Here is a 19,235-nt window from a genome sequence, read left to right on the forward strand (position 1 = left end):
GGGACGGTTTTTCCTATGCCGTTTCCAGAGAGGATGAAATCATATGAGCACGAAGGAGCATAAGGCAAATGCCCCGAAGCAAGTGGGCTGCATGGTGATTACCGTTTCAGATACAAGGACCGAAGAGACGGACAAGAGCGGCCAACTGATGATGGAGCTGTTGCGGGAGGCTGGTCATCTTACTTTGCAATATCGCATCGTAAAGGACGAGCCTGCACAGGTGATCACAGCCATCGAAGAGGGAGTGGCCGATCCGGCGGTTCAAGCGATTTTGCTAAATGGCGGGACAGGCATCTCTCCTCGGGACAATACATTTGAAGCCGTTTCGGGTCTTTTGGATAAGGAGATTCCAGGATTCGGCGAGTTGTTCCGCATGTTGAGCTACACGGAGGATATCGGCTCGGCTGCCATTCTCAGCAGAGCGGTCGCTGGCGTCAAACAGGGGAAGGCCATTTTTTCTACGCCAGGTTCTACAGGAGCAGTCCGCTTGGCGATGAATCGTTTGATCGTGCCGGAGCTTGGACATGTCATCCGGGAGCTGACCAAAAAAGGGTAGGACCAGTATCTGCATTTGCTGCCGGGCATGGCTTGTGATACTGTTACAGAAGGCAAAAAGTGCCTGTCCCCTGTGCGAAAGACAGGGGGAGATTTGTCCAAGAGGAGTACACGTACAGATGAAAATTTTATTGTCTACACTTAACGCCAAGTTCATACACTCTTCACTGGCCTTGCGTTATTTGCGCAGCTATACAAAGCCGACATTTCCCGATATTGAATTGGCCGAATACACGATAAACGATGTAACCCTGAATGTCGTCGGTGACATCTACAAGCGGCAGCCGGATATTGCCGCTTTTTCCTGTTACATCTGGAATATACGCGAGACGATCGACGTGATCGCCAACTTGAAGAAAATCCGTCCCGACCTGCCCGTCATCGTCGGAGGTCCGGAAGTGAGCTATGATGCCGACCACTGGCTCAAGCAGCATCCGGAATTCGACGTGATCGTGCTGGGAGAAGGCGAGCAGACGTTTCTTGAATTGATGCAAGCCTATGATGAATCGTTTCGTACAGGAGAGCCTCCTCGCTTAAAGGACGTCGCGGGCATCGCCTATCGCGACGGAGAGCACGTCAGGTTTAGCGCTCCGCGTGCACAAATTGAGAACTTGGATTCCATCCCTTCCCCATTTGAAGAGGATCTGGACGAGCTGAACAATCGGGTCGTTTATTTCGAAGCGTCGCGCGGCTGTCCGTTCAAGTGCCAGTACTGCCTGTCCTCCATTGAAGACGGGGTCCGCTATTTTGGCCTTGAGCGAGTGAAGGCTGATTTATTGAGGCTTATTTCCCACGGGGTCAAAACGATTAAATTCGTCGACCGGACGTTTAACATCAACAAGAAGTACGCATTGGAGATCTTTCAGTTCCTGATTGACAATCACAATGGAACCGTGTTTCAGTTCGAGATCACGGCCGACATTCTGCGTGCCGACGTTCTCGACTTCCTGATTGAAAATGCGCCTCCGGGAATTTTCCGGTTTGAAATCGGCGTCCAGTCGACCAATGACGAGACAAACCGCCTCGTACAGCGGATTCAACGCTTTGATCGCCTGGCCAATACCGTTACCAAAATCAAGAATTCCAAAAAAATTGACCAGCATCTTGATTTGATTGCAGGACTCCCCGAAGAGGACTACGATTCGTTTCGCAAGACGTTCAACGATGTGTTCGCGCTTCGGCCGGAAGAGCTTCAGCTCGGTTTTCTGAAGATGCTGCGCGGTACTGGCGTCAGAGCGCGGGCAGCCAATCACGGCTATATTTACATGGACCAGGCACCGTACGAAATTCTCGGGAACAATGTACTCTCTTTTGGCGATATGCAGCGGATCAAGCGGGCAGAGGATATTCTGGAGAAGTACTGGAATGCGCATCGTATGGACAACACGCTGGAATGGCTTGTGACCCGCACCTTTGCCACACCTTTTGATTTCTTTCAGGAGTTTGGAGATTTTTGGGAAGAAAAAGGGTGGAGCCGGATCGGTCATCAGTTGGAGGATTTGTTTCTCCGTTTGCGCCTGTTTCTGGAGAATCGCGGGACAGAGCAGATGCAGCACATTCTCAGCCTGATGAAATACGATTACCTGCGGAATCAAAAGCATCGCCCGCGAAAGCTCTGGTGGGATGACGTACTGGAAAAATCGGACCTGCAAGCGCTCTATCAGGTCGTCGCGGAAAAACGCGAGCAGCTGCGCGAAGATTTCGCCCGACATACCGCAACGGAGAAGGAGTATTTCAAGCACACCCTGCCTGCTCTTGTTTCCTTCGACATTGGGAAATGGGAGGAATCTGGTGAGCTTGTAGAAGGTTCGCATGTATTGGTTGTGTATTATCCCTATCAGGAAGGTCAGGATAATTCCTATACGGTGGTCAAGCAAGACGAGCTTTTGTCCATTCGGTAGATCATTTCTTGTTCAATAAATGATTTGTATTGATAAAAGCCTTGTTTAGATTGCAAAATAGTACAAGTAACTTTTGGGGCTGTGCATCCGTATAGGTAAAAGGGATATGAAATTGGAAATAGCGCCGACGGCCTAAACGAAACAGAGCCAAGCGGCGAGGATAGGGGATTTTTTGCGCCATGGAAATCAACCTGTTGATGTCGATAATCGAGCAATACGGCTATATTGCCATCTTCTTTTTGCTCTGGCTGGGGATCGTCGGATTGCCCATTCCAGACGAATTGGTGGTGGCCACGGGGGGATTTCTGGCTTCAATTAAACTGCTGGACCCGGTCTACGCCTTTTTGGCAGGCTATATCGGAGTAGCTTCGGGATTGACGATCGGATTTCTGCTCGGAAAATTCTTTGGCAAACCGATCCTGAAGTGGTTGTCCAAAACGGAAAAGATGAGGCATACGGTCCAGCGATCTACTGCTTTGCTGGAGAAGTACGGCACGCTGGCTCTTTGCTTCAGCTATTTGTTTCCTGTGGTTCGGCACGTGGTTCCGTATATCGTCGCAATGAGCGGAATGACCTTCCGACGCTATGCGATTTTGTCGTACCCGATCGGCTTATTATGGACGGCTGCGTTTTATGCGATTGGATACATTTTTGGACGCAATGTAGAAGGGATCATCACATTAATCCGCTCCTACGGTTTATATGGCCTTCTGGTGCTGGCGGTTCTGTTTGCTGCAGGTCTTCTCATTCGCCGGTTCATTGTTGCCAATCGCGCTTTTCGGGCAAAAGGAGAATAAAGATGAACAACCAGCATCATTTGGAAACGTATAAAAGGGTTCGCAATGCTCTGCTGGCGTGTACCTGGCTCATGATCGGGTACGGCTGGTGGAGCCAGAAGCTGCTCTGGCTGCTTGCGGGCATCATTCTTGTCAATGTGTACGCCTTCATGGTGACGGCAAACGACAAGCGCTGCGCCAAGCAGGGAAGGCTTCGCATACCCGAATCCGGGCTCCTGCTCGTCGCTGCATTGGGAGGGGCAGCAGGGACCTGGGCGGGTATGCTCTTTTTCCGCCACAAGACCAAGCACCTCTCTTTTACGATCCCTGTTCCGGTTTTTTTCATCATTCAGATGTATCTGCTTTTTCTAGCGATTCGCTATATCCTGAAATGGTCCGCCTTGTCGTAAAGGCGGTCTTTTTTGTTGTTCAACGGACGTTTTACCTGTTCCATCAGAATGAAAAGGAGAGTGTTCTATCCATTTTTGGGCACACTAACCACATCTGACGGTACAGGGGGGAGAGCGTTGAGCCAGTTTTGGAAAGCGTGGGAAAAGCGAAAAGCAAGTTTGCGGAATGCTGCCCTTACCCAACATGCCAACAAAAGCATGGAAAGCGTCCCTGATACGATCCTCTCCTCCAGTCTGGAAGAAAACCTCGCCCTGCTGGAGAAACAGCTCGGCAAAAGCGATGACTTGGTGGTACGGAGGTTTACTGTGAAAAACGGCACAGAGGCCGCTCTGCTATTCATAGATGGCATGGTGGACCGAGGTGTGGTCAGTGAGTATATCATACGGTTTATGGCTTCCACGAGTGTCACCTACGAAAAACCGGCTGTCAATGAGTTGGAATCTACAGACCGACTGCGGCAGGCGATTCGCAACATCCTCTCTGGAAATGCCGTGCTTGTTCTGGATGGACAGAACAAGGTGTTTTTAAACAACACCAGGGGATGGGATCGACGTGGGGTGGAAGAGCCCAAAACGGAGTCTGTCGTACGTGGGCCGCGCGACGGCTTTGCAGAGACGCTTTGCGTTAATTCAGCGCTAATCCGGTCGCGGCTAAAAGACCCCAACCTGCGGCTCAAGCATTTTGTAGTAGGCCAACGGACACAGACGGATATTTACGTTACTTATATCGAGGGGATCGCTCATCAGCCCATCGTTCAGGAAATTTGCCGAAGGGTTGAAAATATCAACATCGACGCCATATTAGAGAGCGGCTATATCGAGCAGTTGATCCAGGACACCCGCTGGTCTCCTTTCCCGCAGATACAGAACACGGAAAGGCCGGACAAGGTGGTCGCCAACCTGCTGGAAGGAAAGGTGGCGATTCTGGTTGATGGCACTCCGTTTGCCCTAATCGCACCGGCTGTCTTCTCGCAGTTCTATCAGAGCCCGGAAGATTACTATGAACGCTTTTATATCGCAACCTTTATCAGGATGATTCGGGGAGTCAGCATGATTATCGCGCTGCTTATGCCGTCTCTTTACATCGCGTTCAGCTCGTTTCATCCGGAAATGATCCCTTCCCGGCTTGTTATAGCCATGGCTGCCGGACGCTCAACTGTGCCTTTTCCGTCTGTGATGGAGGCATTAATTATGGAGACGGCGATTGAGATTTTGCGGGAAGCAAGCGTACGTCTGCCTGGCCCCATTGGACCTACCATCGGAATCGTTGGAGCGCTTGTCGTCGGTGAAGCCGCCGTTTCGGCCGGCCTCGTCAGTCCGATCATGGTCATCATCGTCGCGCTGACCACGATCGGTTCCTTTGCAACCCCCAGCTATAGTGCCGCTATCGCCATTCGGATGCTGCGATTCCCGTTGATGCTATTGGCGGGGATGTTTGGCTTGTACGGGATTATGCTGTTTATCATCATTATCCTGATCCATCTTTCGTCCCTGAAGTCGTTTGGCGTGCCTTACTTGACACCGATCAGCCCGATTAATTTGGTCGCGATGAGGGACATGGTCATTCGCATGCCATTCAGGTGGCTGACAAGGCGCCCCACCATGTTCCATCCTCAGGACGAGATCCGCAAGGGGGGAGAGAAGTCATGAGCCAGCTTGGGAAAGATCCGCAGCACAATACGTTTTCCCTGTGGCAGATGACTTCGCTCATTACCAGCACGCTGATTGGCGTAGGTGTTCTGACATTGCCGAGAACAACCACTGAAAAGATGTTTGAAGCGGGCTGGATGGCTCCGATTTTGGGGTCGGTTCTGACGTTTTTTGCGATTTGGTTGATCGCGGTTTTAAGCAGACGTTTCCCTGGACTGACATTTATCCAGTACAGTCGGATTGTGTGGGGGGGACATGAGCAATCCCGTTTGGGGTTTTGGCTCAGCCTGCCATGGATTATGATGTTTCTCATTGCTCTCTTCGTGACCACGGCCATAACATCCCGTATTTTTGGTGAGGTGGTCGTTACAGCTGTATTGATGGATACGCCACTGGAGGTCATTATTGTCTCGATGTTCGTGTTGGCTGTGATTCTCTGCTTGCACGAGATCGATACCCTTGCCCGGGTCAATGAAATCCTGTTTCCGCTCATTTTGTTCCCGATTCTGTTTATTGCGCTTGCGTCCTTTCAAAAAGCGGAATGGAACAACATACTCCCACTGATCAGGGTGCCTTGGGAGACCATTATCACGGGGGCGTTTGAGACCAATTTTTCATTTCAAGGTTACGAGATCATGCTGATCTTTTTCGCTTTTGCACACGAAAATACGGGAAAAGTCAAAGCAGGGTTCTACGGTATCGGGATCTCTGTTTTTGTATACACATTGATCGTCCTCGCGGGGATCGTCGTTTTTGGCCATGAGGAATTGCAAAGGGTAACCTGGCCGACCTTGGAGCTCGTCAAGTCGACGCAAGTGCCCGGATTGATATTGGAACGGCTGGAATCGGCTTTTCTCGCTGTCTGGGTAGCGGCTGTTTTTACAACCGTAGCTAATGGATACTATGCAGTAATCTACGGCTTGCGCCAGCTTCTGAAGAAGGGAATGCTTTTCCAGCGGATTGCATCTATTGTTTTGATCTTTCCCCTTTTTTTCGTTGCGATTGGACCGCAAAACATCGTGGAGCTCTTTAAGATGACCTCTTTAATCGGATATACAACCGTCTGGATCAGCGTCGTCTCACCTTTGATCCACTGGCTGATCATGCTCTATCGCGACCGGGGAAGAAAAAGGGAAAAGGGAAGTGATGCGCATGGGTAAAGCCTGGGCTTCCCTATGCTGTTTATTACTCTTTATGACGCTTTTGACAGGCTGCTGGGATCGGCGCGAACTGGAGGAGAGAACATCCGTTATCGCGCTTGGCATCGACTTGGTCGAGGGCAGGCAGAACTTATATAAATTGACTGTACAAATTCCGATTCCGATCAAAATTGCCGGCAGCAGCGGGCAGGGAGGGGGAGGAAACAAGGACGCGGTAAAAATTATGAGTGTTACCGGGAAAACCGTAACTGATGCCGTCAACAATCTTCAGCAGCGTCTGAATCAGCGGATTTTCCTCGGGCATACGCGCGTGCTCGCTATCAGTGAAGACGTGGCCAGAAGAGGAATGGATGACATCATTGACAGCTTTCGGCGGGACCCTCAAATACGACGTCTGATGTGGCCTGTCGTCGTTCAAGGGAGAGCAGCCGATTTGCTGGAGATGAAACCTGGCTTGATCCAGATTCCCGTCGTGTTTTTAATGGATCTCATCGAAAATGGAACGAAAATGGGCACGATCCCTGACCAAACGATGGGCGAATACTTGATTCAGACGTCCAATGAGACCTTGCAGCCGATGCTAAACTATGTGCAGGCCTATAAGGATGACGTCAAATGGAAAGGGGTGGCTGTTTTTCGGGATCAAAAAATGGTCGGCTCGCTCAATGATATCCATACGTGGGCACTTTTGCAGCTGAGAGATGAGAAAAGGGGAGGAGATGTCATCGTACCGCTCCCGGGTAAGGGAGGAGGGTACATCTCCTTTCGTCCTCACTTCGTCAGAACGAAATTGGAAATGAAAGGATCGCATGCGACGGGACAGGATAACCATAGCGGACATGGCGTTGCGTACTTATGCGAGATACAGGGGGACATTATCGAAATGACCAAAAACGTTGAAGGGTCGCCGGAAGAGGTGATCGTGATGCTGCAGAAACTCATCAAAAAAGAAATGGAAAAACGGGCCAGGAAAATGCTTGATATCCTGCAGAAGCAGTACAACAGCGACATCCTCAAACTCGGTCTCGCCATGCGCGGCCATCATTATGCGGATTACTGGAGAAAGCATGACTGGTTCAAAGACTTCAAGCAATTCCCGATTGAGGTGAAATACACGATAAAGCTGCGGCGACTTGGCATGGAAATGCACTAAGTGAAAAGGGAGAGACCACGAAGTCCCTCCCTCTCTTCTCGATTAAATCGGACGGTCAGCCTGTTTCGGCAGATGCTCGGCAATCGTTTGCACCATTTCCTGACGGCTCGAGGCATCGCTGTTTTGCCACAGCACTTCGAACAACACGCCCAATCCCGGAAGCGTTTTTTCCTGACCGGTGGAAATGGCGTCACTGATGGTATCTTCGACGGCATTTGCGTCAGAGCCCTGCATTTTGTACATAATCGCCTGACGAAGGTTCAGAGAAGCGATGTTCATGACGGACGGACACCCCCTTTTTCGATATGGGTTGCCCCCCTAGTATTCGTCTTTCCAGGTAAGCTCATACCTGCTTTTGTAGCAGGGTAAATCCTTGTGTTATAATGCTTGGTATTCAACTATCCGAGGATGTCTTCTGCCAATGATGGGATGGGCTTTTTAACCCAACAGCAGGCAGGAATGAAGAAGGAGTGGAAGGAATGTCCAAGCAGTTCGCTATCATTGGCATGGGCAGGTTTGGATCCAGTGTAGCCCGCACCTTGTATGAAATGGAATACGAAGTGATGGGGATCGACGAGGATGAAGAGCGAATCAATGAAAATATTCAGTACGTGACCCATGCGGTTGCAGCCGATTCTACAGACGAGAGAGCGCTTCGCGAGATTGGCATCCGCAATTTTGATGTCGTCGTCGTCTCGATCGGAGCCGATATTCAGGCCAGCATCTTGACCGTGCTGATTCTAAAGGAAATGGGCGTCAAAAAGATCGTCGCCAAAGCGCAAAATGAAAGGCACGGACAGGTGCTCTACAAGGTAGGAGCGGATCGGGTCGTCTTCCCGGAACGTGATATGGGGGTGCGAGTCGCACACAATCTGATCTCGGCCAATGTTCTTGATTTCATCGAGCTGGCTGAGGATTACAGCGTGGCGGAGGTCGTAGTGTCCTCGAAAATGGTGGGGAAAACCTTGCGCCAGCTGGACATCCGGGCACGCTATGAGGTAAACGTCATCGCAATTAAAAGCGGTGACAAGTTCAATATCGCCCCGAGTCCGGACGAGGTGATCCAGTTTGGCGACGTCCTCGTCGTGATCGGAAACAACAAGCATCTAAAAACATTTGAGGAGCAAGACTAAATGCGTCATGAAGTGATTTCGTCCGTACAAAATCCACTGGTCAAGCGATTGCACCAGCTCTTGAACCGGAAAGGGCGCGAGGAGCAGAACCGTTTTCTGGTGGAAGGCGCCCATCTCGTAGAGGAGGCGCTGAACAGCGGGGCACAGGTGGTTACCGTTCTCTACGATGAGAGTCGAGGGATTGATCCGGCATGCCTGCGGGCGTTAGACGAGCGGGGGACAGACGTACAGGTGATCGCTGTGTCTTCTGCGGTTCTTGGCAAGTTGACAGAGACAAAATCTCCGCAGGGAATTGTCGCTGAGGTGAAAATAGATTCGGAAAACTGGGCAGAATGGATAGAAAGAGCATCGGAGCGGGATTACCTGCTGCTTGTTCTCGATGAAATCCAGGACCCGGGAAATCTCGGGACGATTCTGCGCACAGCCGAAGCCGCAGGGGTGGATGGCGTCGTTCTGGGCGAGGGTAGCGTCGATCTGTACAACGGAAAAGTCGTTCGTGCTACGATGGGAGCCCTGTTCCGCCTGCCCGTTTTTCTGCGTTCCCTGCCCGAGGCAATTCAGACTTTACAACAGCAGGGGGCCAACGTACTCGTCTCCTCGCTAAAAGAAAACAGCCTCGCCTATGACGAGGCTGATTATCGCGGAAAAGCGGTAATCGTGATCGGGAATGAAGGGCGGGGAGTTTCCGAGCAGGTGGCTCGTCTTGCTGACGGCTATGTACACATTCCTTTGTACGGACGGGCTGAATCGCTCAATGCGGCTGTTGCAGCCGGCATACTGGTGTACGAGGCCCAACGGAAGAGAATCGGTCAGGCCGTCAACTGATCTTCGCCGCTTGCTTTTGCTTTTTTGCTTTGTAATCTTCCCGAGCCTGTGCCCATTGGTCTTGGGCCATGCTGAGTATGCCCGTTTCAATCGTGCGATTTCTGTATTCCAGCGTACGCGAGAAATACTGGATCGCTTCGTCATACTGCTCAACGCGTCGCTTTAATTCGCCGATCAGGTACAGGACGCGAACTTCCGACATCTCTTTTTCGCCTTGTGTATAATCAGAATGGATGAAAGATTGCTCGTATTCATTTGCGGCGATGTGGAGGAAACGTTTTTCTTCCGCTTGGTTTTCCTGGAAACGGCAGAGCCAGGCCAGACGCAAATAAAGGCCAGCTTTGACGGAATGCACCTGATCGGTCAGCTCGGCTGCGTAAATCGCCAGTTTGTAAGCGGCCAATGCTGCTTCCAGACTGCGGATCCCCCCAAATTCCTTGGGCGTCCATTTTGCGGAAATCAGCTCGCCCACCAATTTTTTTTGCGAGGGAGTCAGGTGCTGCTTGAATTGGTCGCTAAAGGCAAGACCGCAGGACGGGCAGACATTGACCGTATAGAGGATCGGGTTCAGCGATTGCTCCTTGAAGTATGTACAAAAATCACTGTCGCGCTTCAACATGGAAAGAGAGCCGCTGCGGACTCGTTTTGATGTAAAGGTGGATTGGCAATGCAGGCAAGCTATTTTCTTGTCATAGAGAGCGGAAACCTGGTCGATCATGTCTGAAGTCCCCTTCCCAAAGAGGGTATTTCGTAGGAGCCGGGCCGAATCATCATGCAACATTTGTATAATTGAAAGTTAGCTTAGGTTGCGCTATAATTTTCCTACAACTGCATTATAACGCAAAGCGATGACAGAGACTAGTACGCAGGACCTATAGTTTTTCAGGGAGGAGATGCCGCTGACTGAAAGCATCCCACACTATAGCTGCCGAATTCACTCTCGAGCTGGCCCCTGAACAGTATTTTAGGAACAAAGTAGGGGGTAACCGGGGCAACCCGTTATCATGAACGAGTGAAGCAAAGCCGTATGGAGGGCTGGAGGACCAGGATCGTGTCTCCGCAGCCGTATGGCTCTGTTTAACAAGGGTGGTACCGCGAGTAATGACTCGTCCCTTTTTGGGGCGGGTCTTTCTTTTTTTACCAAAATCAGTAAAGGAGCGATATGACGTGCAAACGCGGTTACAGGAAATGAAACAGTCTGCCCTGGCCCAGATCAGCCAGGTCGCGGATGGGGCGCAGCTGCAAGAGCTGCGTGTAAAGTATCTTGGCAAAAAGGGGGAGCTGACAGAGCTCCTGAGAGGAATGGGAAGCCTGAGCCCGGAAGAGCGTCCTGTCGTAGGCCAATTGGTCAATGAGGTTCGCAGTGCATTGGAGGAAGCCTTCGCCGGCAAACAGGCAGCGCTGGAAGAGGCGCAGCTCGCAGCCAAGCTCGCCTCCCAGTCGGTGGACGTTACTCTGCCGGGACGCCCGATCCCGGCAGGTACAATGCATCCGCTCTCCCGCATTATCGAGGAGATCGAGGACATTTTCATCGGCCTTGGCTTTGACATTGCCGAGGGGCCGGAGGTAGAGCTGGATCACTTCAACTTCGAGATGCTCAATCTGCCCAAGGACCACCCGGCTCGCGACATGCAGGACTCGTTTTACGTGACGGAAGAGATTTTGATGCGGACTCATACATCGCCTGTACAGGCTCGCACGATGCTGAAAAAAGAGGGGAAAACACCCGTCAAGATTATTTGCCCGGGTAAAGTGTACCGCCGCGATGACGATGATGCGACCCACTCCCATCAATTCACGCAAATTGAAGGGCTCGTAGTCGACAAGGGAATCCGGATGAGCGATTTGAAAGGAACGCTGCTCACGTTTGCCCGTCAGATGTTCGGACCGAATCAGCAGGTCCGTCTGCGTCCCAGCTTCTTCCCGTTTACCGAGCCGAGCGCGGAAGTCGACCTGCAATGCTTCAAGTGCGGTGGAGAAGGCTGCCGCGTTTGCAAACAAACCGGCTGGATCGAAATTCTCGGCTCCGGCATGGTGCACCCGCGTGTTCTGGAGATGGCCGGCTATGATCCGCAGGAAGTCAGCGGATTCGCCTTTGGGATGGGTGTTGAGCGGATCGCCATGCTGAAATACGGCGTCGAAGACATTCGCCATTTCTATACAAATGACGTACGTTTCTTGAAACAATTTAACCGGTCCTAGAAAGGAGAGTCGAAAGAGTCATGAAGGTATCTTATCAGTGGTTATCGGAATACGTCGATCTGCATGACATCACACCTTACGAGCTGGCGGAGAAATTGACCCGCAGCGGAATCGAAGTGGATGCGGTCGAACCGTGCAATGCGGGAGTTTCCCAAGTTGTAGTCGGCTATGTAAAGGAAAAGAGCAAGCATCCGGATGCTGACCGGTTGAATGTATGCATCGTGGATGCAGGGCAGGGAGAGGATCTGCAGATCGTGTGCGGAGCTCCCAACGTCGCTCAGGGACAAAAGGTTCCCGTCGCTCTGATTGGAGCCAAGCTGCCTGGAGACCTGCATATCAAGCGCTCTAAGCTGCGCGGCGTAGAATCGCAGGGAATGATTTGCTCGGCGAAAGAATTGGGCCTCAATGACAAGCTGCTTGCCAAGGACCAGCAGGAAGGCATCATGGTTCTGCCTGAGGATGCAGAAGTAGGCATGGACGCCGTTTCCTATTTGGGCATGGACGATTACGTGCTGGAGCTGGGCTTGACGCCAAACCGCTCCGACTGTCTGAGCATGCTCGGTGTCGCCTATGAGGTGGCCGCCATTCTCGGCCGTGAAGTGATTCTTCCGGAGATTGCAGTCGTCGAAAATGGCGAAGACAATCCGGTTACAGTGGAGATTGAAGCAGAGGACGAGTGCTATCGTTACGTAGGACGCCATTTTACGAATGCCGTGATCAAAAGCTCTCCGCAATGGATGAAAAACCGTTTGATGGCAGCAGGTATCCGTCCGATCAACAACGTCGTGGACGTCACCAACTACGTTATGCTGGAGTACGGACAGCCGTTGCACGCATTTGACGCGGCGATGGTAAAAGACCGCTCCATCGTGGTCCGTCTCGCGGAAGAGGGTGAAAAACTGGTAACGCTGGACGATCAGGAGCGCGAGCTGGATAGTCAAACGCTGTTGATTGCCGATCGCGAAAAAGGACTGGCTATCGCAGGTGTCATGGGTGGAGCCAACTCTGAAATTACACCGGAAACCAAGGAAATTATCCTGGAGGCTGCCTGGTTCACGCCGCAGACAGTCCGCCGTACATCTCGCAAGCTGGGAATGCGGACAGAGGGCTGTGTCCGCTGGGAAAAGGGCGTCGACCAAGCGCGCGTGCAGGAGGCTGGAGAACGTGCAGCGTACCTCATCCAGCAGCTTTCCGGCGCTACGGTTTCCAAGGGCCAGGCTACAGCGACGGTCCGCGAGCCGAAGGCGGCCGCCGTATCGGTCACCTTGAGCAAAATCAATCAGCATCTGGGAACCGCTCTGTCCGCAGCGGATGTTACGCCAATCTTTGACCGCCTCCAGTTCCCTTATGAACAAAACGGCGAAGAATGGGCCGTTACCGTTCCGACGAGACGGGGGGATATCACGCTGCCGGAGGATCTGGTGGAGGAAGTAGCCCGCCTTTACGGGTATGACAACATTCCGACCACCCTTCCAGAAGGGATGACCACACAGGGTCAGTTGACATATGAGCAAAAAATTCGCCGGACGATCCGCCGTCATTTGATCGGAGCAGGCTTGAACGAAGCGATCTCATATGCGCTTCTCCACCCGGAAAAGGCAGAAGAGGTCGCCGGACTGCATGAGATCGCTGCCAAGCCGATCCCGCTTGCGATGCCGATGAGCGAAGAGCACAGTGTGCTTCGCATCAGCCTGATTCCAAGCCTGTTGCAGACCGTCTCCTACAACAAGAACAGACAGAATCACAATGTCTCCATTTTTGAGCTGGGACGCGTGTTCCTGAGCACGGAGGAAAAGCTGACACAGCTTCCGGAAGAGCGCCTTTACCTGGCCGGGGCACTCACTGGCCAATGGCTGCCGACGAACTGGATGGGACAGACGCAAGCGGTTGATTTTTACCTGCTGAAAGGTTTGGTGGAATCGCTGTTCGCAAGTCTTGGTATCACCGGCGTGGAATACCGCGCCCAAGCGAATCTGGCCGGGATGCATCCGGGCCGCACGGCAGAGGCATGGGTAGCTGACCGCCGTCTCGGATACTTCGGGCAGGTCCATCCTGCTACGGAAAAAGCGCATGATCTGGCTGAAACGTACGTCTTCCAGTTTGATGTGGAAGAGCTGACGAAGGCGGCTGCACCTGTGGGCCATTACAACCAGCTTCCGAAATACCCTGCTATTACGAGGGATCTGGCGCTGGTTGTCAACCGCGATCTGCCCGCGTATGCGCTGGAGTCCGTCATCCGCAAAGCCGCCGGAGACTTGCTGGAATCGCTGACGCTGTTTGATGTGTATACAGGTGAACGTATCGCAACCGACAAAAAGAGCATGGCCTTCTCCCTCGTATTCCGTCACTCTGACCGGACACTGCAGGACGAAGAGGTCCAGCAGGTGACGCAAGCCGTCGTCGAAGCGTTGCGGACAGAGACGGGTGCTGAGCTGCGGATGTAAGGAGAACTTGACGAAACCTGACATTTTCAGTAACCTAATCTGAGATACAATGGTACGGAAGTCTCAGAGCTGTTTTGGAGGAGGAAGCCTTCGTGCAAGGTGATGGTAAGAATCGGTTGACAGTAGATATATATGGTCAGCAGTATCGGCTCAGTGGAAAGGCAAGTGTGAACCATATGCGCATGGTAGCCGGATTCGTAGACGATAAAATGAATGAAATCGGAAAAGGCAACCATCGCCTGGACACGGCCAAAATTGCCGTACTTACCGCAGTAAACATCGCAGACGAATACTTCCGGTTGCGTACTGAGTACGAAGCGCTGTTGAAGATGCTTCAGGAGGATGCGAACGATCCATCATAGATGTTTGGAAAGAGGGGCTTTTTGCCTCTCTTTTCCCTATTGTCGCAAGCTTGACAATCACGAACGGAGAGGAGCGCGACTGATGAGCAAAGAAGCGTTGGTGGAGGCTGCAAGTCAGCTGACTCTGGAACAAAAGAACGAAAAGCTGGGAGAGATTCTTCGCGAGATGGGCAGTGTCCTGATCGCTTTTTCGGGCGGAGTGGACAGCACCTTTTTGCTGGCCCGCGCCGTTGAAGAATTGGGGGAGTCCGCGATTGCCGTCACAGCAGCATCGGAAACGTTCCCGACACGCGAATTTGAGGCCGCCAAGCAGCTGGCAAAGCAGCTCAAAGCCAGATTTGTCACGACTGAAATCCGCGAAATGGAAAACCCCAATTTTGTGGCAAATCCGGTCAACCGCTGCTTTTACTGCAAGGACGGATTGTATGAGCATTTAGGGGAATTGGCTGAAAAAAATGAATGGAATGCCGTTATTTGTGACGGCGCCAACATGGACGACTTGGGCGATTACCGCCCGGGGAGAGTAGCAGCCGTTCAACGGGGCGTGCGCAGTCCGCTGCAGGAAGCCGGACTTTACAAGGAAGAGCTTCGGCAGTTGTCAAAGCAAATGGGGCTGTCCACTTGGAACAAGCCGTCTTTTGCTTGCCTGTCTTCACGTGTTCCGTACGGTTCGCAGATTACACTGGAAAAAATCGATCAAATCGATCGGGCGGAGGGCTTCTTGATGAGCCTCGGTTTTCATCAGGTCAGGGTGCGCCACCACGAGACCATTGCACGAATCGAGATCAGTCCGGACGATTTTCCGCGCTTGCTGGAGCATCGGGAAAGCATTGACCGCGAGCTGCGGGCGATCGGGTTTCAGTACGTAACCCTCGATTTGTTCGGATACAAGACTGGCAGCATGAATGCCGTACTGCAAGCGGAAGTGAAACAGACCCATGGATGACTTGAGAAAAATTCTTCAAGAGCTGAAAGCAGGCACGATTGATGTCGAACATGCGCTAGAGCTTGTTCAAGGAAGCAGCCGTCTGGATTATGCGACCCTTGATCTTGATCGAAAGAAACGAACCGGTTTTCCCGAGGTCGTATACGCGGCAGGCAAAAGCGCAGAGCAACTCGTTGGAATATTTGCCCGATTGAGAGAGCACCAGGAATTGGTTCTGGCTACACGCGTCAGTGATGAGCAGGCGGAAGCGGTGCAAAAGCATTGGCCGGACGTTCGGTACGAAAGAGAGGGCAGGCTGCTGATCAGTACAAAAAGTCCGCTGAAGCCCGTCCGCGAAGGCTATGTAGCGATCGTGGCTGCCGGTACCTCCGATTGGCCAGTTGCGCAGGAAGCGGCTTGGACGGTGCGCTGCTTCGGCAGTGAAGCCAGAGTCATCGCAGACGTCGGTGTAGCGGGGATTCACCGTTTGTTTCAGCGGCTGGATGAGATTCGCGCTGCGGCTGTGATTGTCTGCATCGCAGGCATGGAGGGAGCATTGGCAAGCGTTCTGGCGGGACTCGTAGACAAACCGGTCATTGCCGTTCCCACCAGCGTCGGCTACGGAGCGAATTTTGGAGGTATGGCAGCCCTGCTGTCCATGCTGAATTCCTGTGCAAACGGCGTAGCTGTCGTCAATATTGACAATGGCTTTGGAGCCGGCTACCTGGCAGGAATGATCCACAGACAAACGGCGTCTTCATAAAACCGAAAGCAGAGCCAACCCGATGGTTGGCTCTTGCACTATACGAACTTAGGTTTCTTGCCTGTTTCCGGCGTCGCCATTGCGCAAATCCATATGTGTCTTGATCGGAATAAACAGGTCGATGATTCCGATCACGAGGGAAGCGAGCAGAGCCCCGAGGATGGTCACATAGAAGCCGGTAACGACAAATTGGGTCAGGTAAATCACGACTGCGCTTACAAGGAAACCAACAATCCCGCGATTGTATGGAGAGATGCGATCACCAAAGAATGCCTCAACTACCCATCCCAGCAGTGCGATAACTACTGCCGCAATGAGAGCGGTCCAGAAGTTGTTAACCGAAAAACCGGGTACGAGAAACCCGACGAACATCAGTACGACAGCAGCAACCACAAAACGGATAACGTGGCGTAAAATCGTCATACGTGTGATCCTCCTTTGCAGATGTTGATTCCTTCTCATTTTGGCTGATTTTAAAGGGAACTATGCCGTGGAAATCGCGTTAAATTATTCTTGCCGCAAGCTCCGTGATATAATACGAATGATTGGTTTTTTCCAAGCGATAAAGGAGGCACCACTTGTGGAACAACGGGTTTTAAAAACCTTGGAATACGAAAAGATCGTCGCGCTTTTAATGGAAAAGGCGACGTCCATATACGGGAGAGAAAAAGCGGAAGCGCTGCTGCCGTTCTTGCGGATCGAAGAAGTCCGGTCCGCGCAGCAGGCGACTAGCGAGGCAGTGACGGCGCTTCGGCTGAAGGGAAGTGTTCCGCTCGGAGGCATCCGCGACATTCGCGCACCGATTCAGCGGGCGCGTTTGAATGCCATGCTCGCTCCCATGGAATTGTTGGACATAGCAGGAACGATCGGCGCTGGACGCCGTTTGCGCCATTTCCTGCTCGACCTTTGTGAAAATGAGCCGCTCCCGATGCTGCAGTTCCAGGCAGAACGGATTGAAGGGCTGCGCGAGATGGAGACGGAAATCAGGCGCTGTATCGATGACGACGGTGCGGTGGTTGACAGTGCGAGTCCGGAGCTTCGCCAGGTTCGGCAGGAAATCCGCCAATTGGAAGCACGCGTCAGAGAAAAGCTGGACCAGATGACGAGATCAAGCTCCTACCAAAAGATGCTGATGGAAAATATCGTGACAATCCGCGGCGACCGTTTTGTCATTCCGGTCAAACAGGAATATCGCCATGTATTTGGCGGGATTGTGCACGATCAATCGGCATCGGGCGCTACCTTGTTCATCGAGCCGGAAGCAGTCGTGACGATGAACAACAAGCTTCGCGAGCTTCGTCTTCGCGAGGAGCGGGAGGTAGAGCGCATCCTCTATACGCTGACAGAGCTTGTTGCGCAGTCCGTAGAGGAACTGAAGGAAAATATTGATGCATTGGCCGAGCTCGACTTTATGTTTGCCAAGGCTCAGCTCGCTGGAGCGATGAAGGCTGTATGCCCGAAACTCAATGACCGTGGGTACCTGCGCCTGAAAAAGGCCCGCCATCCGTTGATTCCCCATAATGCCGTCGTACCGGTTGATGTGGAGCTGGGCGGAGCTTACAGCGCAATTGTAGTGACTGGTCCCAATACAGGCGGGAAAACGGTATCGCTAAAGACAGTCGGACTTTTGTCGATCATGGCGATGGCAGGATTGCATATTCCTGCGGAGGAAGAGAGCGAGGTTACCGTATTCTCGTCTGTTTTCGCCGACATAGGAGACGAACAGTCAATCGAGCAGAGCCTCTCGACTTTCTCCAGTCACATGAAGAATATTATTCACATTCTCGCTTCGATGGATGAGCGGAGTCTTGTGTTATTTGACGAGCTGGGTGCAGGAACGGACCCGACCGAGGGTGCAGCTTTGGCGATGTCGATTATCGATCACGTCATCCAACGCGGAGCCCGGCTGATCGCCACTACGCACTACAGCGAGCTGAAGGCGTACGCCTATGACAGACCGGGCGTGATCAATGCGAGCGTTGAGTTTGATGTGGAGACGCTCAGGCCGACCTACAGACTTCTCATCGGTGTCCCGGGACGGTCGAACGCGTTTGCGATTGCCAAGCGGCTCGGCTTGCCAGAGGAAATCATCGAAATTGCCAAAGGCTCGATCAGCGAAGAGGACAATCAGGTCGAGAGCATGATCGCCTCCCTGGAGCGAAACCGCAAAACGGCTGAAGCGGAAAGGGAGACTGCCGAAGAGCTGCGGCGCGAAGCCGAACGTCTGCGCCAGCAGCTTGAAGAAGAGCGGGCTCGCTTCGCCGAAGAGAAGAACAAACGGCTGGAGGAAGCGGAGGAAGAAGCACGCATCGCCGTTCAACTGGCAAAAGAGGAAGCCGAAGCCGTTATCCGCGAGCTGCGGAGCATGATGAAGGAAGGCGTCGAAATTAAAGAGCACCGTTTGATCGAGGCGAAAAAACGGCTGGGCAGCGCCGTCATGGAGCTTGAGAAGGAAAAGGTGAAAAAACCGGCAAAAGCGGTACGGGCCACGCAGGTCAAAGTCGGCGACGAAGTCATGGTAACAAGCTTTGGGCAAAAGGGAACTGTGTTGGAAAAGGTCGGGGGAGACGAGTTCCTCGTCCAGATCGGCATTATGAAAATGAAGGTCAAGCGGGACGACATGAACGTCCTCAATTCCATCAAAGCCCCTCAGCAAGCCGTGGAGTACACCGCTGTAAAGCGAAGCAAAGGCACTGCCAAGCTGGACCTCGACCTGCGTGGATACAATGTCGAGGACGGGATTCGGGAAATCGACCAGTTTCTGGACGAAGCGCTCTTGGCCGGCTTCCACTCTGTATCGATTATCCATGGACACGGCACAGGGATGCTGCGAAAAGGGGTGCACGAGTATTTGCGCCAGCACCGCAATGTGAAATCGTTTCGCTTAGGCGGTCAGGGGGAGGGCGGCGTCGGAGCAACGATCGTCGAGCTGAGATAACCGGATGACGGGTTGAACGTCGGCTCTAGCCTGTCCTG

At 52.5% G+C, this 19,235-nt stretch carries 18 protein-coding genes and 1 other annotated feature; of the genes, 15 read left to right on the plus strand and 3 right to left on the minus strand.

The annotated features are described in order from the left end of the window. The first annotated feature begins 43 nt into the window (after nt 1–43). The 7 genes from EDM54_RS09465 (at nt 44) to EDM54_RS09495 (ending at nt 7,605) form a co-directional block, all read left to right on the plus strand. Nucleotides 44–556: a MogA/MoaB family molybdenum cofactor biosynthesis protein gene (locus EDM54_RS09465; protein WP_122958118.1), complete on the plus strand. Its 513-nt coding sequence runs from the start codon at nt 44–46 to the stop codon at nt 554–556. 118 nt (nt 557–674) lie between these two features. Then, entirely contained in the window at nt 675–2,456 is a 1,782-nt protein-coding gene (locus tag EDM54_RS09470) for a B12-binding domain-containing radical SAM protein (protein WP_122958119.1), read from the plus strand. 179 nt (nt 2,457–2,635) lie between these two features. Beyond that, complete coding sequence (locus EDM54_RS09475) at nt 2,636–3,253, plus strand: DedA family protein (protein ID WP_003387800.1); 618 nt, start codon at nt 2,636–2,638, stop codon at nt 3,251–3,253. Between the two features lie 2 nt (nt 3,254–3,255). Then, the gene (locus EDM54_RS09480; protein ID WP_052259620.1) at nt 3,256–3,642 is read left to right on the plus strand and encodes a DUF1294 domain-containing protein; all 387 of its coding nucleotides are present in this window, start codon (nt 3,256–3,258) and stop codon (nt 3,640–3,642) included. A 117-nt stretch (nt 3,643–3,759) separates the two neighbouring features. Beyond that, complete coding sequence (locus EDM54_RS09485; protein ID WP_003387798.1) at nt 3,760–5,292, plus strand: spore germination protein; 1,533 nt, start codon at nt 3,760–3,762, stop codon at nt 5,290–5,292. Further along, on the plus strand, nt 5,289–6,452 hold the full coding sequence (locus EDM54_RS09490; RefSeq protein WP_003387797.1) for a GerAB/ArcD/ProY family transporter: 1,164 nt from the start codon (nt 5,289–5,291) through the stop codon (nt 6,450–6,452). The genes EDM54_RS09485 and EDM54_RS09490 overlap by 4 nt, the downstream gene beginning before the upstream one ends. Then, nucleotides 6,445–7,605 carry a Ger(x)C family spore germination protein gene (locus EDM54_RS09495; RefSeq protein WP_003387796.1) on the plus strand — a complete coding sequence of 387 codons (1,161 nt, stop codon included), beginning with the start codon at nt 6,445–6,447 and terminating at the stop codon, nt 7,603–7,605. The genes EDM54_RS09490 and EDM54_RS09495 overlap by 8 nt, the downstream gene beginning before the upstream one ends. A gap of 42 nt (nt 7,606–7,647) precedes the next feature. On the opposite strand, the gene sspI is transcribed toward EDM54_RS09495, so the two are convergent. Then, nucleotides 7,648–7,884 (minus strand): small acid-soluble spore protein SspI, encoded by a 237-nt coding sequence (sspI, locus tag EDM54_RS09500; RefSeq protein ID WP_003387795.1) that lies wholly within the window; start codon nt 7,882–7,884, stop codon nt 7,648–7,650. Between the two features lie 200 nt (nt 7,885–8,084). Here sspI and EDM54_RS09505 point away from each other — a divergent pair, with 200 nt between their 5' ends. Further along, nucleotides 8,085–8,738: a potassium channel family protein gene (locus EDM54_RS09505; protein ID WP_003387794.1), complete on the plus strand. Its 654-nt coding sequence runs from the start codon at nt 8,085–8,087 to the stop codon at nt 8,736–8,738. Beyond that, nucleotides 8,739–9,563, plus strand: coding sequence for a 23S rRNA (guanosine(2251)-2'-O)-methyltransferase RlmB (gene rlmB / locus EDM54_RS09510; protein WP_003387792.1), 825 nt, complete (start codon nt 8,739–8,741; stop codon nt 9,561–9,563). On the opposite strand, the gene EDM54_RS09515 is transcribed toward rlmB, so the two are convergent. After that, complete coding sequence (locus EDM54_RS09515; protein ID WP_024984394.1) at nt 9,556–10,281, minus strand: DUF2225 domain-containing protein; 726 nt, start codon at nt 10,279–10,281, stop codon at nt 9,556–9,558. The genes rlmB and EDM54_RS09515 overlap by 8 nt on opposite strands. A gap of 121 nt (nt 10,282–10,402) precedes the next feature. Next, nucleotides 10,403–10,680 (plus strand) — a binding site (T-box leader). Nucleotides 10,681–10,730: 50 nt separating this feature from the next. On the opposite strand from EDM54_RS09515, the gene pheS reads away from it, so the two are divergent. The 5 genes from pheS (at nt 10,731) to larB (ending at nt 16,259) form a co-directional block, all read left to right on the plus strand. Then, nucleotides 10,731–11,765: a phenylalanine--tRNA ligase subunit alpha gene (pheS, locus tag EDM54_RS09520; RefSeq protein ID WP_003387789.1), complete on the plus strand. Its 1,035-nt coding sequence runs from the start codon at nt 10,731–10,733 to the stop codon at nt 11,763–11,765. 20 nt (nt 11,766–11,785) lie between these two features. Continuing rightward, entirely contained in the window at nt 11,786–14,209 is a 2,424-nt protein-coding gene (gene pheT, locus EDM54_RS09525; RefSeq protein ID WP_122958120.1) for a phenylalanine--tRNA ligase subunit beta, read from the plus strand. Between the two features lie 92 nt (nt 14,210–14,301). Then, nucleotides 14,302–14,571, plus strand: coding sequence for a cell division protein ZapA (gene zapA / locus EDM54_RS09530; protein WP_003387787.1), 270 nt, complete (start codon nt 14,302–14,304; stop codon nt 14,569–14,571). Between the two features lie 82 nt (nt 14,572–14,653). Beyond that, nucleotides 14,654–15,517 carry an ATP-dependent sacrificial sulfur transferase LarE gene (gene larE / locus EDM54_RS09535; protein ID WP_024984392.1) on the plus strand — a complete coding sequence of 288 codons (864 nt, stop codon included), beginning with the start codon at nt 14,654–14,656 and terminating at the stop codon, nt 15,515–15,517. Next, nucleotides 15,510–16,259, plus strand: coding sequence for a nickel pincer cofactor biosynthesis protein LarB (gene larB / locus EDM54_RS09540; RefSeq protein ID WP_003387785.1), 750 nt, complete (start codon nt 15,510–15,512; stop codon nt 16,257–16,259). Before larE ends, larB begins: the two co-directional genes overlap by 8 nt. A gap of 48 nt (nt 16,260–16,307) precedes the next feature. On the opposite strand, the gene EDM54_RS09545 is transcribed toward larB, so the two are convergent. After that, a complete protein-coding gene (locus tag EDM54_RS09545; protein ID WP_003387784.1) occupies nt 16,308–16,682 on the minus strand; it encodes a phage holin family protein in 375 nt (124 codons plus the stop codon). A 157-nt stretch (nt 16,683–16,839) separates the two neighbouring features. On the opposite strand from EDM54_RS09545, the gene EDM54_RS09550 reads away from it, so the two are divergent. After that, nucleotides 16,840–19,197, plus strand: a complete 2,358-nt coding sequence (locus tag EDM54_RS09550; RefSeq protein WP_003387783.1) for an endonuclease MutS2 — start codon at nt 16,840–16,842, stop codon at nt 19,195–19,197. Nucleotides 19,198–19,235: the final 38 nt, after the last annotated feature.

Source organism: Brevibacillus borstelensis (assembly GCF_003710865.1).
GTDB lineage: Bacteria > Bacillota > Bacilli > Brevibacillales > Brevibacillaceae > Brevibacillus > Brevibacillus borstelensis.

Coding starts and splice junctions, on each gene's coding strand:
- EDM54_RS09465 (WP_122958118.1), top strand. CDS start 44: ATGAGCACGAAGGAGCATAAGGCAAATGCCCCGAAGCAAGTGGGCTGC.
- EDM54_RS09470 (WP_122958119.1), top strand. CDS start 675: ATGAAAATTTTATTGTCTACACTTAACGCCAAGTTCATACACTCTTCA.
- EDM54_RS09475 (WP_003387800.1), top strand. CDS start 2,636: ATGGAAATCAACCTGTTGATGTCGATAATCGAGCAATACGGCTATATT.
- EDM54_RS09480 (WP_052259620.1), top strand. CDS start 3,256: ATGAACAACCAGCATCATTTGGAAACGTATAAAAGGGTTCGCAATGCT.
- EDM54_RS09490 (WP_003387797.1), top strand. CDS start 5,289: ATGAGCCAGCTTGGGAAAGATCCGCAGCACAATACGTTTTCCCTGTGG.
- EDM54_RS09495 (WP_003387796.1), top strand. CDS start 6,445: ATGGGTAAAGCCTGGGCTTCCCTATGCTGTTTATTACTCTTTATGACG.
- sspI (WP_003387795.1), bottom strand. CDS start 7,884: ATGAACATCGCTTCTCTGAACCTTCGTCAGGCGATTATGTACAAAATG.
- EDM54_RS09505 (WP_003387794.1), top strand. CDS start 8,085: ATGTCCAAGCAGTTCGCTATCATTGGCATGGGCAGGTTTGGATCCAGT.
- rlmB (WP_003387792.1), top strand. CDS start 8,739: ATGCGTCATGAAGTGATTTCGTCCGTACAAAATCCACTGGTCAAGCGA.
- EDM54_RS09515 (WP_024984394.1), bottom strand. CDS start 10,281: ATGATCGACCAGGTTTCCGCTCTCTATGACAAGAAAATAGCTTGCCTG.
- pheT (WP_122958120.1), top strand. CDS start 11,786: ATGAAGGTATCTTATCAGTGGTTATCGGAATACGTCGATCTGCATGAC.
- larE (WP_024984392.1), top strand. CDS start 14,654: ATGAGCAAAGAAGCGTTGGTGGAGGCTGCAAGTCAGCTGACTCTGGAA.
- larB (WP_003387785.1), top strand. CDS start 15,510: ATGGATGACTTGAGAAAAATTCTTCAAGAGCTGAAAGCAGGCACGATT.
- EDM54_RS09545 (WP_003387784.1), bottom strand. CDS start 16,682: ATGACGATTTTACGCCACGTTATCCGTTTTGTGGTTGCTGCTGTCGTA.